General features: G+C 44.7%; 12 protein-coding genes. 9 read left to right on the forward strand and 3 right to left on the reverse strand.

From position 1 onward, the window contains the following. The 3 genes from ACFFUV_RS17570 (at position 1) to glpK (ending at position 5,931) form a co-directional block, all read left to right on the forward strand. Positions 1 to 3,153 carry an efflux RND transporter permease subunit gene (locus ACFFUV_RS17570; protein ID WP_390195250.1) on the forward strand — a complete coding sequence of 1,051 codons (3,153 nt, stop codon included), beginning with the start codon at positions 1 to 3 and terminating at the stop codon, positions 3,151 to 3,153. 362 nt (positions 3,154 to 3,515) lie between these two features. Beyond that, positions 3,516 to 4,370 (forward strand): MIP/aquaporin family protein, encoded by an 855-nt coding sequence (locus ACFFUV_RS17575; protein ID WP_390195252.1) that lies wholly within the window; start codon positions 3,516 to 3,518, stop codon positions 4,368 to 4,370. 46 nt (positions 4,371 to 4,416) lie between these two features. Further along, positions 4,417 to 5,931, forward strand: coding sequence for a glycerol kinase GlpK (gene glpK, locus ACFFUV_RS17580; protein WP_390195254.1), 1,515 nt, complete (start codon positions 4,417 to 4,419; stop codon positions 5,929 to 5,931). A gap of 67 nt (positions 5,932 to 5,998) precedes the next feature. On the opposite strand, the gene ACFFUV_RS17585 is transcribed toward glpK, so the two are convergent. Beyond that, positions 5,999 to 6,256, reverse strand: a complete 258-nt coding sequence (locus tag ACFFUV_RS17585; protein WP_390195256.1) for a YgjV family protein — start codon at positions 6,254 to 6,256, stop codon at positions 5,999 to 6,001. Between the two features lie 277 nt (positions 6,257 to 6,533). Next, complete coding sequence (locus ACFFUV_RS17590) at positions 6,534 to 6,851, reverse strand: DUF496 family protein (RefSeq protein WP_390195259.1); 318 nt, start codon at positions 6,849 to 6,851, stop codon at positions 6,534 to 6,536. A 188-nt stretch (positions 6,852 to 7,039) separates the two neighbouring features. Here ACFFUV_RS17590 and ACFFUV_RS17595 point away from each other — a divergent pair, with 188 nt between their 5' ends. The 6 genes from ACFFUV_RS17595 to luxQ all read left to right on the forward strand — a co-directional run bounded on the left by ACFFUV_RS17595 (position 7,040) and on the right by luxQ (position 13,277). Beyond that, positions 7,040 to 7,237, forward strand: a complete 198-nt coding sequence (locus ACFFUV_RS17595) for a hypothetical protein (RefSeq protein WP_390195262.1) — start codon at positions 7,040 to 7,042, stop codon at positions 7,235 to 7,237. 28 nt (positions 7,238 to 7,265) lie between these two features. Further along, a complete protein-coding gene (locus ACFFUV_RS17600) occupies positions 7,266 to 7,919 on the forward strand; it encodes a YceH family protein (RefSeq protein WP_390195265.1) in 654 nt (217 codons plus the stop codon). Further along, positions 7,919 to 8,209 (forward strand): GIY-YIG nuclease family protein, encoded by a 291-nt coding sequence (locus ACFFUV_RS17605; protein WP_390195267.1) that lies wholly within the window; start codon positions 7,919 to 7,921, stop codon positions 8,207 to 8,209. Before ACFFUV_RS17600 ends, ACFFUV_RS17605 begins: the two co-directional genes overlap by 1 nt. 80 nt (positions 8,210 to 8,289) lie before the next feature. Continuing rightward, positions 8,290 to 9,441 (forward strand): conjugal transfer protein TraF, encoded by a 1,152-nt coding sequence (locus tag ACFFUV_RS17610; protein ID WP_390195269.1) that lies wholly within the window; start codon positions 8,290 to 8,292, stop codon positions 9,439 to 9,441. Positions 9,442 to 9,607: 166 nt separating this feature from the next. Continuing rightward, positions 9,608 to 10,699: a substrate-binding domain-containing protein gene (locus ACFFUV_RS17615; RefSeq protein WP_390195271.1), complete on the forward strand. Its 1,092-nt coding sequence runs from the start codon at positions 9,608 to 9,610 to the stop codon at positions 10,697 to 10,699. 4 nt (positions 10,700 to 10,703) lie between these two features. Continuing rightward, positions 10,704 to 13,277, forward strand: coding sequence for a quorum-sensing autoinducer 2 sensor kinase/phosphatase LuxQ (luxQ, locus tag ACFFUV_RS17620; RefSeq protein ID WP_390195274.1), 2,574 nt, complete (start codon positions 10,704 to 10,706; stop codon positions 13,275 to 13,277). A gap of 62 nt (positions 13,278 to 13,339) precedes the next feature. On the opposite strand, the gene glpD is transcribed toward luxQ, so the two are convergent. Then, positions 13,340 to 14,893 (reverse strand): glycerol-3-phosphate dehydrogenase, encoded by a 1,554-nt coding sequence (gene glpD, locus ACFFUV_RS17625; RefSeq protein WP_390195276.1) that lies wholly within the window; start codon positions 14,891 to 14,893, stop codon positions 13,340 to 13,342. Positions 14,894 to 14,905: the final 12 nt, after the last annotated feature.

A 14,905-nucleotide genomic window follows, 5' to 3' on the forward strand; every position in this document is an offset into this window, starting at 1 on the left:
ATGCTAAGTCGTTTCTTTATTCAGCGCCCCAAATTTGCCTTGGTCATTTCAATTATCTTGATGCTGGCTGGTGGCATTGCGCTTACACAGCTACCGGTAGCTGAGTACCACAAAATTAGCCCACCTTCAGTGAGTGTTTCTGCATTTTACACAGGGGCAAGTGCCGAGGTTGTGGAGCAGGCGATTGCTGACCCAATAGAAACCGCGGTGAATGGGGTCGAAGGCATGATTTATATGTCTTCAAAAAGTGCTAATGATGGCTCTTATAGCTTAAATGTGACGTTTGATGTTGGTACCGATCCCGACATGGCTCAAGTGAATGTGCAAAACCGCGTGGCGCAAATTGAAGCCAAGCTTCCTCAAGAGGTAAGAGCAGTTGGCGTCACGGTAAAAAAACGCTCGCCAGACATGCTTATGGTATTGAACTTTTATTCGCCTGATGGGAAATACGATGACCGATTCTTGATCAACTACGTCAATCTTAATATTAAAGATCAATTGGCTCGCGTGAAGGGTATCAGTGAAGTGAACGTCATCGGGGGAGGGGAATACGCGATGCGTGTCTGGCTCGACCCTGAGAAAATGGCCAACCTTAAATTGACCACATCCGATGTGTATTCAGCGTTAGCAGAGCAGAACGTTCAAGTAGCCGCAGGGCGCGTTGGTTCTGCGCCTTTTCATACCGATTCACAAATGCAATTCAACCTAGTGACGAAAGGGCGATTAGAAACGGTCAGTGAATTTGAGCATGTCGTTCTCAGAGCGAATTCAGATGGTTCAAGCGTGTATTTGAAAGACATTGCACGTGTCGAGTTAGGTAAAAAATTCTATGACGGAAATGGTCAGTTTCGAGGACAGGATGCGTCGATTGTCGCGCTTTCGTTACAATCGGATGCCAATGCACTCGAGAGTGGCCAAGCTGTGATGACCTTACTTGAGTCCCTAAGTCAGAATTTTCCACAAGGATTGAGTTATGAGACCAGTTATGACACGACGGTATTTGTGTCTGAGTCCGTTAAAGGTGTCGTTAAGACACTGATTGAAGCCGTATTATTGGTTATTGCGGTGACGTATCTATTTTTAGGCAGTTTTCGTTCAACCTTAATCCCCGTGGTTGCCATTCCGGTTTCTTTGATTGGGACCTTTGCCATTATGTTGGCGGCTGGGTTTACCATCAACACCGTTACCCTATTTGGCTTAATCCTAGCGATAGGTATCGTTGTGGACGATGCGATTTTGGTCATCGAAAATGTTGATACAACCATGTCTACTCACCCAGACCTCACGCCTCGGCAAGCGACCTTAAAGGCGATGAAAGAGGTTACTGGTCCGATAGTTACCTCAACTCTGGTCCTTTTGGCGGTGTTTATACCAGTCTCAATGCTACCCGGTATCACTGGCATCATGTATCGCCAATTTGCGTTGACCATTTGTATTTCAGTGATCATTTCGTCGGTGAATGCTCTGACATTGTCTCCGGCACTGTGTTCGTTGGTATTAAAACGTGGTGGAGGTAATACAGCGGGTTGGTTTAACGCATTTAACCGAATGTTTGGTCGCTTGACGGAGCGCTATGGCACCTTGGCCGGTTTTTTAGTGAAGAAAGTCGTGGTTCTGGGCTGTGTGTTAGTCGTTTCAGTGGGCGCCATTGGTTATTTTGCCAAAACGACATCAACGGCATTTGTGCCCCAAGAGGACAAAGGCATTTTGCTAACCAATGTTCAGCTTCCGGATTCTGCCTCGCTGAATCGTACCGAAAATGTCACACAGCAATTAATGGCGTTAGTTGAACAAGAACCAGGGGTTGATGGTGTGAGCGTGGCAAATGGCTTTGCGTTTATGACGGGCGCAGCAGCCTCGAATGGTGCATCGCTATTTATTAAGCTGCATGACTGGCAATACCGTCAGGCGTTTGACGGCGATAATAGTGCCAATGCTATCGCGACGCGTATCAACCAGCGGGCCGCTGTCAGTTTACCCGAGGCGGTTGTCTTTACGATGGGACCGCCAGCGGTGCCAGGAATGGGAGCAGCTTCAGGATTTGAATTTGTATTAGAGGATACTTTAGGGCGAAGTCGTACCGAGCTTGCGGATGTGATGAATCAGTTAATTACAACGGCAAACCAGCAGCCTGAGATTGCGGCCACTTTTAGTACCTTTAGAGCCAATGTCCCGCATTACTATCTGGATATTGATCGTGAGAAAGCTAAGCAGTTAGGTGTGTCGTTGGGGGAAGTCTTTCAAACATTACAGGGTAACTTAGGCTCTATTTATGTTAATGATTTCTCCATGCTTGGTAAGAGCTACCGAGTGACTTTGCAAGCAGACGGTGAATACCGTCAAGGCATCGATGATCTTGAACGCTTTCATGTACGCTCACAAACAGGTGAAATGATTCCACTGAGTACCGTGGTGACTTACCAACAGGTCTTTGAGCCAGATGTTGCATGGCGTTACAACATGTATCGCAGTGCGGTGATTCAAGGTCAACCAGCGACTGGCTATTCAAGTGGCGACGCGATTAATGCGATGGAGCGTGTGGCTTCGCAAGTACTCCCGCATGGCTATCAGTATGAGTGGACCGGGATGGCTTACCAAGAAATTCTTGCCGGTAACCAAGCCGTATATGCCTTTGCACTGGCGCTGATTTTTATCTACCTATTTTTGGTGGCGCAATATGAAAGTTGGAGTGTGCCTATCGCCATTATATTGGTGGTTCCGATTGCGACCCTAGGGTCTTATCTGGCGTTAAACCTGACAGGAACACCGCTCAACTTATACGCGCAAATAGGATTGGTGTTGTTGATTGCCTTGGCGGCGAAAAATGCCATTCTAATCGTTGAATTTGCCAAAAATCAGCGAGAAGAGAGTGAGCAAGATATTCAAACTGCCTCCATTCTCGGTGGTAAGCTGCGTTTTCGTGCCGTCAATATGACTTCGTGGTCGTTTATTCTTGGCATGATACCGCTGGTGGTGGCGTCAGGTGCTGGGCATATTAGTCAAAATTCATTGGGAATTGCTCTAATTGGTGGGCTACTGTGTGTACTCATCGCCGGAACCATGTTGATACCTGGGCTGTTTAACGTAGTTCAACACTGGCGAGAGAAAATCCATGGTGGGACAACAAAGTTACCGACCCTACCCGATGATTAACAAAGTCCACTGTCTGATAAGCAGCTCTTAGAGCTGCTTTTTTTTATATCCAACGTCCGTTAACCGAAATGCTAAACGCGCAGAAACGAACATTTTTACCAAAGCGAATAATCGGCATTCATTCTTAAGTTTATTTAACCTATTAATATTACGTTTGTTTTTATTCTTGGCTAAATATGTGTTAATTATAAATCACTGAAAAGCTGATTTGATTAACAAAAAGGTAACCATTTTATAAACAAAATGTGCTCGAACGCTCATTTATGCTCATGTTGAGTTTTCGTTAACGTAAATTTATGGAAAATCCAGTTTGAATAACAACAAAACATAATCCATTAACGTGAATACAAAGGACTTTGAACATGACGCGAACTAAAAGGCCAACATTACTTGGCGAGTGCATCGCTGAGTTTATAGGAACGGGACTACTGATCTTCTTTGGTGTCGGGTGTGTTGCTGCACTTGTGCTGACGGGAGCGCAATTTGGTCAGTGGGAAATCAGTATTATGTGGGGCTTTGGTGTCGCAATCGCGATTTATTGTACCGCTGGCGTTTCGGGGGCTCACATTAATCCAGCGGTAACCATTGCGCTTGCCACCTTTCACGGTTTTGATAAATCTAAAGTGTTACCTTACATCTTTTCTCAAGTGTTAGGTGCGTTTTGTTCAGCAGCGTTAATCTACGGACTGTATAGTAACTTGTTTACTGAGTATGAAGTGACCCACAATATGCTACGCAGTAGCCCAGAGGCATTAGCAACGGCAGGTATTTTTTCTACTTACCCTAACGCTGCGCTCTCATTCTTTGGCGCTTTTGCTGTTGAATTTGTTATCACCGCAGTACTGATGTTTGCGATCTTAGCGCTGGGTGATGAAAACAATGGTGCACCAAGGGGCGCTATGAGCCCACTGTTGATCGGCATTTTAATTGCCGTTATTGGTGGTTCGTTGGGCCCATTAACTGGATTTGCAATGAATCCTGCTCGTGATTTCGGACCCAAGCTTTTTGCTTACTTAGCTGGCTGGGATTATGCCTTAACGGGCGCACGTGACATTCCATACTTTATAGTGCCGATTTTGGCGCCCATCTGCGGTGCGTGTTTTGGTGCTTGGGTTTATCCAAAATTTATCGGTGCATATTTGCCAACAGTGGGTACAGGATGCACCATTCCAAATCAGTGTGACGATAGCAACGAAAACCAAGAAGCACACGTTTAAGTTAAAGCCATACTTCAATTGACGATGAAAGAATAAGGAATACACCATGAGTGAACAGAAATATATTGTTGCTTTGGACCAAGGAACGACAAGCTCTAGAGCTGTGGTTCTTGACCATGATGCGAACATCATTAGTGTATCGCAGCGCGAATTCACTCAAATCTATCCGGATGATGGCTGGGTAGAACATGATCCAATGGAGATCTACGCAACGCAGAGCTCAACTCTCGTCGAAGCGCTGGGTAAAGCCGGAATTCGTAGTGATGAAGTAGCTGCGATAGGCATCACCAACCAACGTGAAACCACGGTGGTGTGGGATAAAGAAACCGGAAAGCCCATATACAATGCCATTGTTTGGCAATGTCGCCGTACTGCCGATATTTGTAAATCACTGAAAGATCAAGGTTTTGAAGATTACATTCGTGAAAATACTGGGTTAGTCCTCGACCCTTATTTCTCCGGAACCAAAGTGAAATGGATTCTGGATAATGTTGAAGGGGCGCGAGAAGCGGCCAATCAAGGTAAATTACTCTTTGGCACCATCGATACTTGGTTAGTCTGGAAAATGACTCAAGGGCGTGTGCATGTTACTGATTACACGAACGCATCGCGCACTATGCTGTTTAATATCAATACCTTTGAGTGGGACGAAAAAATGCTCAAAGCGCTAGATATTCCACTTAGCATGATGCCTGAAGTTCGTAAGTCGTCTGAAGTATACGGTAAGACCAATATTGGTGGTAAGGGTGGGACACGTATTCCGATTGCGGGTATTGCCGGTGACCAACAAGCTGCGCTGTATGGACAGCTTTGTGTGACACCAGGCCAAGCCAAAAATACCTACGGTACTGGGTGTTTCCTGCTGATGAATACGGGTCAAGAGAAAGTCACTTCTCATAATGGATTGGTCACCACCATTGGTTGTGGGCCAAGCGGTGAGCCAGCTTATGTATTGGAAGGGTCGGTCTTTATGGGCGGAGCATCCGTGCAATGGTTACGTGATGAGCTGAAATTTGTCGACGATGCCCATGATACGGAATACTTTGCGACTAAGGTGGATACATCAAATGGCGTGTATGTTGTGCCTGCGTTTACTGGCCTTGGCGCGCCGTATTGGAATGCGTATGCACGCGGTACGGTTGTTGGGCTAACACGCGGCGTGAATGCCAATCATTTAATCCGCGCAACACTTGAAAGTATTGCTTATCAGACCCGTGACGTACTTGATGCGATGCAAGCAGACTCTGGAATCAAGTTGGAAGCACTGCGTGTCGATGGTGGCGCTGTGGCAAATAACTTTTTGATGCAGTTCCAAGCAGATGTCCTTGATACACAAGTGCTACGGCCTAAAGTCACTGAAGTCACCGCTCTCGGCGCGGCGTATTTAGCTGGGATGGCCGTCGGTTTCTGGGACAGCTTAGACGAGTTACAAAATAAAGCAGAACTTGACCGTACTTTCGTTCCTCATCATGACGAAGAGAAACGAAATCGTCGTTACCGTGGTTGGAAGCGTGCGGTGAAATGCGCGCAATACTGGGCGGAATGTCAAGACGATGATTAATGGCTAAAGTACGCTAAACACAAAAAAGCCCCGAAAAAAATTCGGGGCTTTTTATCGAGTTATTGGTTTAAGCGGCGCTGTTTTGCAGCTTGCTTTGCGCCTTTTTCTCTTGCTGCATTTTGGTTAGGAAGTACACGTTAACGCAGGCAATAAATCCGTTCGTTACCACGACAGGCCAAGCACCAATCATCAATCCGTAAGCTGCGAATAAGGCACAGCCGATAAAGTTGATGACACGCAACTTTTTAATGTCTTTCATTGTGAGCGAAAGTGCCACCATGATTGATGCAGCGTAACCGATCATTTCAACCATATTCATGTCCATAATTTGACCCTCTATCATTTGCGCACGTTGTGTGCGTTACCAAACTTCTCATCGTGAGATTAGTGAGGAAGCTCCTTGCCTCGAATGGTCTAAATTAAGCAACGGCTGGCAATATATCAGTCCATGTATAGCGAGAAAAGCACAAATTAATGAAGGGAGAAGGTTAGCGATTACGCAATCGTTTAGCGACGAAATTTAATCCTCGACAACCTATGGAAAGTGTATTGATCAAAAAAGCCCACAATAATGTGGGCTTTAAAATAGGAGGCTGGAATGCTTATTTTTTGGTCTGAACGTGCTGTTTTTCAGCTTCAGTCAGTTCGCGGATACGGCGTGAAATTTCACGGCGCTCTTTTGAAATTTCGGCACTCTTGATGATGTGATCATCAACGCGATCTTCGTAGTCTGATTTCATGTTTTTAATGATTTCTACGATTTCATCGTGTGACATATCAGTCTTGATGTAATCAAGTAAGTTGTCGAGTAGATCTACACGCTTGCGGTTGTCACGAACTTTCTTTTCGTTGTCTAGCAATTCACGTTTCAATTTGTTTTTGCGGCGTGCATTTGCCACGATTTCGAATACACCACTCATAGAGTTCTTGTCCTATTTTCTAACGTTAACTAACTCGATTAAAACACAACATTCCTTGGCTTTACAGTCTTAAAATCAATCATTACATACTGTTGACGCTTTTATAGCCAGACTGTGCTCAGGAAGTTGAGTCCTCGACAGATATAGGGATAATATTTGATTATTGAGGACTTTTTATTGATTTGAACATGCAACCTTCTCAAATCGTTGTTTCAAAAGCGCAGGAAGAACCTAGTGGTGACCCACAAAGTCAGCGACTTCGTCACGCTTATCAAAACGAACGCAAAAAGCTTGAACTAACTGAAGTAGAATTAAACCGTTCGAAAATTTTCATGATTGACCAAGATGGTAATATTAAACGGGTTTCGTTGCTGTCTGAGCATTAACTTCAGCAACACACGCTAAGGATACAAGATGAACATTGAATTAACGCCCATTGAAGCGAGAGTTATCGGCTGCCTACTTGAGAAAGAAGTGACTACGCCAGATTATTACCCATTAACACTCAATAGCTTAACATCCGCTTGCAATCAAAAGAGCAATCGCGATCCAGTGACAGAGTATGAAGATAGTGAAGTCCAACAAGCCGTGGATGGTTTAATTGCTCGCCGCCTTGTCAGCGATGAAAGCAGCTTTAATAGTCGAGCGAGTAAGTTTCAACACCGTTTCTGTAACACTGAATTTGGTGATTTAAAGCTAACGCCTCAGGAAAAAGCGATTGTATGTTGCTTATTATTGCGTGGTCCACAAACACCCGGTGAGATTCGTACCCGCACCAATCGCCTTGCGGAGTTTCATGATGTGAGAGAAGTTGAGCAAACTCTTGATAGCATGGCAGCGCGTGAAGATGGGGCTCTCGTGGTAAAGTTACCTCGAGTACCGGGCAAGCGAGAGTCTCGCTACCAACATCTTTTCTCGGGTGAGGTGGATATAGAAAGCTTTGCACAAGCGCCAGTCAGTGCTTCGAGCGGAAGTGTGGAGCGCATCGAAGCGCTCGAACAAGAAGTAGAAAATTTGAAGCAGCAGTTGGCGGCGTTAACTGAACGCGTTGAGCAGTTTTTAGATTAATGAGCAATATCGACCAAGTCTGGTTTATCTACCTAGTGCGCACTCATAAGGGTGCGCTTTATTGTGGAATCACCACTGATGTTCAACGACGTTTTAAGCAGCATCAGACAGGTAAGGGGGCAAAGGCACTCAGAGGAAAAGGTCCGCTTGAGTTGAGTTGGTATCAACAAGTGGATGGTGGACGCAGTTTAGCGTCTAAATTAGAGCTTCGACTTAAAAAACTGCCCAAGTTTAGTAAGGAAATGCTAATAAGCCATAAACTGAAACTTCAAGATGTGATTTCAGTATAAGAAGTTTAGTTCTTTTGTGTTAGTTATAAAAAACTGTATTAACCTTTTTTGTGGAAATAATAAAAAGGGTCTATTCAGCCATGAACAAACTAACAAAAATATCTTTAGCAGTGGCAGCAACACTACTGAGCCTCTCGGTAATGGCTGCATCGACCGTCGCTGACGCGCGCGGTAACGGGATGGGGAACACTGGCGTTACCACCGCCGATTTTCTCCTCGCGCCTTTCTACAACCCAGCGCTCACCGCTGTATCCCGGGATAACGACGACTTTGGTCTTTTATTGCCGGCTGTCGGGGCGAGTGTCAGGGACAGTGATGATACGTTAAGCACCTTAGATGATCTGCAAGATACGATCGATGCCTTTGAAAATTCAGGCAGTGTTGATATCTCTGACGCAGCGACACTTAACGATTACTTAAATCAGCTTGAAGATGATTCCGCTTTGAATGCGAGTGTCGGCGCGGGTGTGGCGGTAGCCGTTCCTACTCGCATGCTGTCGGTCAACTTGTTTGCTCGTGGTTACGCTGAAATTATCGCGATTCCCAATATCACGGCTGACCTAGGCGATAACCCAATCAATGTGCGAACTCGTTACGAAAGCTCGTCAGTTCGAACCATTGCGTTTGGCTACGGTGAGTTTGGCGCAGCCATGGCCAAGCAATTTATGATTGCTGGGCAGCAATTCTCGTTCGGTGTGGCGCCGAAATACCAACAAATGAAAACTTACAAAGAAGATATTTCTGTTCAAGACTATGATATCGAAGATTTCGACCAAAGCGAAACGTCAAAGTCTGCGTTTAATATGGACTTGGGCGCAGTGTGGTTACTCGATGAATTCCGTGCGGGCCTGGCCGTCAAAGATTTATTCTCGCAAGAGATCGACACTATCGATAAGCAAAATCAGTATAAGTTAGATACTCAAGTGACGATATCTGGTGCGTACGTTAGTGAATTTTTCACCGCTACGCTTGATTGGGATCTAACCAAGCAAACTCGGTTCTCTGGCGTTGATGACGATACCCGCTTCTTGAGAGTTGGGGTGGAAGGAAACGCATGGGGTTGGGCGCAGTTGCGGGCGGGTTATCAAATTGATACCGAAGACACCTTAGATAACACAGTAACGGCTGGTATTGGTATTAGCCCTGCTGATGTGGTGAGCTTAGACGTTTCCGCTGCTTATGCTGGCGAGAATGAGTTTGGTGCTTCAGTGAATCTCGCTTTAACCTTCTAAATCATCGGTTAAAAACATTAGGTTGAGCATAATGTCGGGCTAGGCTTTGGGTTTATGCCGAATTTATGCTCAACCTATTAAAAAAAAAGATCTTTTTCTTTTATCGTACTCCTTCCCAAGCCATACTATTATTTATGTAAAGAACAAAAAAGGGCTTTAAACAGCAATGAAAATTTTGCTCGGAATAGTAACGCTTTGGTTGGTGCCGCTGCTGGCTTATTCAAGTGAACTGCTCAGTGGATACTGGCAGTATGATGAATATCTATCTACACACCCTAAGCAGAAGGCCTTAACAGAGCAGTTAGCCCAATTAGTTCGAGGAAATCCTGTCCGTCTCTCTTCTTCTCCCAAGCCGCCGATCTCCATTTCTGTTGTTTATCCAGGACAACAAATTTCAGACTACTGGGTGCGCAATATTAAAGCATTTGAAATGCGGCTAGAAAAGCTGGGGATCGCTTATGAAATTAACCAGGTATTTACACGCCCTAATATTGATTTCCGCCAGCAGAGTGTGTCCTTGCTTGATGCCATTCATAACAAAGCGGATTATTTAATTTTCACCCTGGATACCACGCGTCATCGCAAATTTATTGAACATGTTTTGAGTTCAACTGATACCAAACTTATTTTGCAAAACATTACTACGCCGGTGAGAGCATGGGATGGACAGCAGCCATTTATGTATGTTGGTTTCGATCATATTAAAGGGACGCAAGTTTTAAGTCAGTATTACCTAGAACATGAACCGCCCGAGAGCCGCTATTCGGTTCTCTATTTTTCAGAAGGTTATGTCAGTGATGCGAGAGGAAATACCTTTATAGAAAGTATGTCGCATAAAAACGATTACAAGCTCGCTTCTGCCTACTATACCAAAGCGACTCGCCGCTCTGGTTATGAAACCGCACTACAAGCGGTTGAAAATGATCCAAACATTAATTTTATCTATGCCTGTTCTACCGATGTTGCATTAGGTGCTGCGGAAGCATTAAAAGAGCTCGGACGCCAAGATATTTTGCTCAATGGTTGGGGCGGTGGAACGGCTGAATTAGAGGCGATCGCAAATGGCGATTTGGGTGTAACCGTTATGCGTATGAATGATGATACGGGGATTGCGATGGCAGAGGCGATTAAGCTTGATATTGAAGGGAAAGAGGTTCCAACGGTATTTTCAGGCGACTTTGAATTGGTTACGTCTAGCGATGACCAACAAAAGCTTAATGCGTTAAAACAGCGGGCATTTAGGTACTCAGACAACTAAGCTTATGACAAAGACTCAAAAATATAGTCGGCGACGTCTGGCGTCGCTTATTACTCGTTCTATATTTATCACCATCAGTGTGCTGACGGTGATCGTCTTACTTCAAAATTATCAGGTTAATCAGCAGGTTGTTGCTCAAGAAGCTGCCCGTTCTAAACTTCAAACCTCCAGTCTTGTTCAGCAAATTTTTAATTACCGTCTTCAATCTCTTGAAATTCAGCAGGATAGCTACAGTCGAAACTTGTCGCTAACCAGTGCGTTGATGTCTTTAAATGCTTCTGATATCGATGCTTTTTTTAATGGCGTTGATCAAGTCAGCCCGGCCGTCACTCCCGATTTCCGTTTCATTATTGACGATGAAGAACTGCTGTGGGAAGACGCCAATGCCCAATTTTATGGTATTGAACCACAGGCATTACTTGAAATCGGTCATAACATGTCGATGGGAACCAATTGGCATGTGGAGGAGGTTTCATCCATGATGGGGCCTCGCTATTTACTACTGAGAAGAACTCCGGTGATTGATTTAGACAGCGGCGAAGTCTTGGGGTACATCCATATCGGTTTGGTTCTCAATAGTAACTTTTCTTTGGTAAGTTCGCTGCTTAAAGGTGCCAATGTCGACCACATCTTGTTGGCCGCCAAATCGAATATTATCGCCGCGACGACAAAAACCGATGACTTTCGTCATTTGAAATGGCTGGATGAATATGCCTCAGTGCTCAAAAATCACGAGTACATGGTCTCTCGTACTGATTTGACGATTAACGGCAATCCAACCTTCCTTTCTGTTTACACCATTCAAAATAATGCTCATATCGTGACGATGATGCGTAGCCATTATATGTGGGTGATTATTGCTTTGGTGTGTATTTTACTGATTGCACTGTTTAGTCGCCATTGGTTGGGCCAGCGCGTCTCGAAAGAATTATTGCGTTTAACCAAATACACTACCGTGGCTGCAGAAAAGCAGAAAGACAGTGAATTTTGTGGCTCTTCGATTGAGGAATTTCATCAGATCGGAGAATCGTTCCAAACTGCCTTTCAGCGTCTTAAGGAGCAAGAAAAGCTGTTTGTCGATCTCTTTAACTATTCGCTATCGCCCATTACGTTGTGGGACAACAAAGGCAAATTAATTGAGATGAATCCTGCTGCTGAGCGCAGTTTTAAAACAGGAAATCTTGATGACAACGGCTTCAGTATCTTAGTTGAAAAGCTCATTCCACAAATCCATATGTGCGCGCACGGTGCGACAATTACTGGCGTAACGATTCCTATTGGTGAAACGACCTATCGATGGAATTTATCTCCCATCATTATTGATAACGAAATTCGTAACATCATCGCTCAAGGACAAGATGTTACGAGCTTTATTGAAGCGCAGCGTCAGAGTGCATTAGCCCGCGAAGAAGCTGAAGAGTCAGCCCGTGTTCGTGCTGACTTCCTGGCGAAAATGAGTCACGAATTGAGAACGCCACTTAATGGCATTCTAGGCATATCACAATTGCTCCGTGACAAAATGGTGGATCCAAATACCAAAGAGCACATCGACATTCTCTGCCACAGCGGCGAACATCTTCTCGCCGTACTGAATGATATTCTTGATTTCTCGAAAATTGAACAGGGTAAATTTCAAATTCAATGCGCCGACTTCAACTTAACTGAACTCGTGACAACGGTTGATAAAATCTATCGCCCATTGTGTGATGAGAAATCGGTGGCGCTTGATGTCGTGAGCAAATTAGATGACCCGTTTATTGTGTTTAGTGACCAAGTCCGTATTAATCAAATTTTGTTTAATTTAGTCAGTAACGCGGTGAAATTCACCAGTAAAGGTCAAGTTAGAGTCGTTATAGAATGTATTGAAGAACCAGATGGAAACGATGCTACCTTGCATATTGCGGTAAAGGATAGCGGGATTGGTATCGACTACAGCCGGCAGGAAACGATTTTTGAGCCATTTGTTCAAGCTGAATCAACGACCACGCGAGAATATGGCGGGAGTGGGCTAGGGCTTGCCATCGTGAAAAGCTTGGTCGACTTAATGAATGGTCATATCTCGTTGCAGAGTCGTCCCGGCCATGGTGCGACCTTTGACGTGCTTATCCCTGTTGAAGTCAAACCGGATAAGCAGACATCAAACAGTTACAATTTGGTATCAGAGCCTGCGTTGATGTTTGATGATGAGTTACAAGTGCTATTGGTCGAAGATAATCACACCAATGCGTTTATTGCTAAGGCGTTTTGCGAAAAGTATGGCATGAAAGTGCATTGGGTCCAGGATGGCTATAATGCCATTGATTTTCTCAAGCGAGATACCCACATCGACTTGATTTTGATGGATAACCAACTGCCACAGCTTGGTGGTATTGAAACCACTAAAATCATACGCGAAGATCTCGGTTTATCGGTGCCGATCTATGCATGCACTGCTGATGGTATGCAAGATACAAAAAGGGCCTTTCTCGCCGTTGGGGCCGATTATGTGTTGGTCAAACCGATTAAAGAAGTTGCTTTGAATCAGGCGTTTGTCCATTACAAACACACGTTTTTATCCTCTGAAAATCGCGCCCATTAATGGGGATATTCATTGAAAAAGGAGCCTAAAGGCTCCTTTTTAGTATTCAATGGTTCTCGCTATCAAGCATACTGCTGCATCGATTCGACGTTATGATTATCACGACTTTCAATATAGCGTTGCAGCTCAGCTTCAACTTGTTCATCGTTGATCAGTAAATGTAATTTGCTGCGGCGATAAAGGATGTCTTTTGCGTTCAATGCAAATTCATGATCGATTAAATAGTCAACTTCAACTTGGTAAAGGTCATCTGCGAATTTGTGCCCCAACTCGTTTTGGTTACTAACGTGCTCTAGCAGCTTGTTGATATTGCTTCCGTAGTTGTGCATCCAGCGTTTAATCAGGGAGACATCTAACGAAGGAAAGCGCGCTCTATAAGTTGCGAGTAAGCGTTGCGGATCGTAATTTTCACCACCGGGCAATACAGAGTTTGCTGTCCAAGCTGGTTTCATGTTGGTAAAGAATGGGCTGAGCTGTTTCATGGCCGATTCGGCCAATTTACGATACGTTGTAAGCTTACCGCCAAACACCGAAAGCAGGGGAGCTTCATCCAGCTCTGACTGTAAAGACAAAGTATAGTCACGAGTAATTGCTTGCGGTGAATCTGACTCATCATCACACAGTGGGCGCACACCACTAAAGCTTGAGACGACATCATCTACAGTCAACTGTTTCATAAAGTGGCTATTAATCACATCCAACAAATATTGAGTTTCTTGACTGTCGATAGTGACCATTCTTGGATCACCATGGTATTCCAAATCTGTTGTGCCAATCATGGTGAATTTATCTAAATAAGGAATCGCAAAGACAATGCGTTTATCTTCGTTTTGTAGAATATAAGCCTGTGGCTCATCATGAATCTTGTTAACGATAATATGTGAACCTTTAATCAGACGAATACCATATGGTGAGGTGGTTTGAATAGAATCTTGAATGAATGATTTTACCCAAGGGCCTGTCGCGTTCACCAGCGCTCGACTACGACGAGTGTGCTGTGTTTGAGTGCGATGGTCAAAAAGGGTCACCTGCCAATGGTCACCGACACGCGTTGCTGATTCAACTGTACAGTAGTTTGCGATCTCTGCGCCTTGCTGCTTTGCTTGCATAATATTGAGCATGACAAGGCGAGCGTCATCGACCCAGCAATCAGAATATTCGAATCCTATTTTGAGGTCAGGTTTGGTGACTGAGCCTGCGGCTAACTTAACCTTTTTGCTTGCTGGAAGTGAAGTACGCTTACCAAGATGATCATATAAGAACATACCGATACGAATCATCCAAGCAGGGCGCAAGTATGGCTGATGAGGGAGACGAAAACGCATTGGGAAAGCAATGTGTGGGGCTTTAGCCAGTAAAGTCTCGCGCTCGGCAAGCGCTTCACTGACCAAACGAAATTCATAATGCTCAAGATAACGCAGCCCACCATGAATGAGTTTGGAGCTTGCTGATGACGTTGCACTCGCAAAATCTTGCGCCTCGTACAGGCCGACGCTAAGCCCACGACCAGCCGCATCGGTTGCGATACCAGCGCCGTTAATACCACCGCCGACCACAATGAGGTCGAGCAACGTGTCGTCTTCATGATGCAAAGGGGATGTTTTTGAATTGGTCATTTTTGTTCCTTT

The sequence above is a fragment of the Vibrio olivae genome (genome assembly GCF_042428525.1).
Lineage (GTDB): Bacteria > Pseudomonadota > Gammaproteobacteria > Enterobacterales > Vibrionaceae > Vibrio > Vibrio olivae.

Coding starts and splice junctions, on each gene's coding strand:
- glpK (WP_390195254.1), top strand. CDS start 4,417: ATGAGTGAACAGAAATATATTGTTGCTTTGGACCAAGGAACGACAAGC.
- ACFFUV_RS17585 (WP_390195256.1), bottom strand. CDS start 6,256: ATGGACATGAATATGGTTGAAATGATCGGTTACGCTGCATCAATCATG.
- ACFFUV_RS17600 (WP_390195265.1), top strand. CDS start 7,266: ATGAACATTGAATTAACGCCCATTGAAGCGAGAGTTATCGGCTGCCTA.
- ACFFUV_RS17570 (WP_390195250.1), top strand. CDS start 1: ATGCTAAGTCGTTTCTTTATTCAGCGCCCCAAATTTGCCTTGGTCATT.
- ACFFUV_RS17605 (WP_390195267.1), top strand. CDS start 7,919: ATGAGCAATATCGACCAAGTCTGGTTTATCTACCTAGTGCGCACTCAT.
- ACFFUV_RS17575 (WP_390195252.1), top strand. CDS start 3,516: ATGACGCGAACTAAAAGGCCAACATTACTTGGCGAGTGCATCGCTGAG.
- ACFFUV_RS17590 (WP_390195259.1), bottom strand. CDS start 6,851: ATGAGTGGTGTATTCGAAATCGTGGCAAATGCACGCCGCAAAAACAAA.
- ACFFUV_RS17595 (WP_390195262.1), top strand. CDS start 7,040: ATGCAACCTTCTCAAATCGTTGTTTCAAAAGCGCAGGAAGAACCTAGT.
- glpD (WP_390195276.1), bottom strand. CDS start 14,893: ATGACCAATTCAAAAACATCCCCTTTGCATCATGAAGACGACACGTTG.
- ACFFUV_RS17615 (WP_390195271.1), top strand. CDS start 9,608: ATGAAAATTTTGCTCGGAATAGTAACGCTTTGGTTGGTGCCGCTGCTG.
- luxQ (WP_390195274.1), top strand. CDS start 10,704: ATGACAAAGACTCAAAAATATAGTCGGCGACGTCTGGCGTCGCTTATT.
- ACFFUV_RS17610 (WP_390195269.1), top strand. CDS start 8,290: ATGAACAAACTAACAAAAATATCTTTAGCAGTGGCAGCAACACTACTG.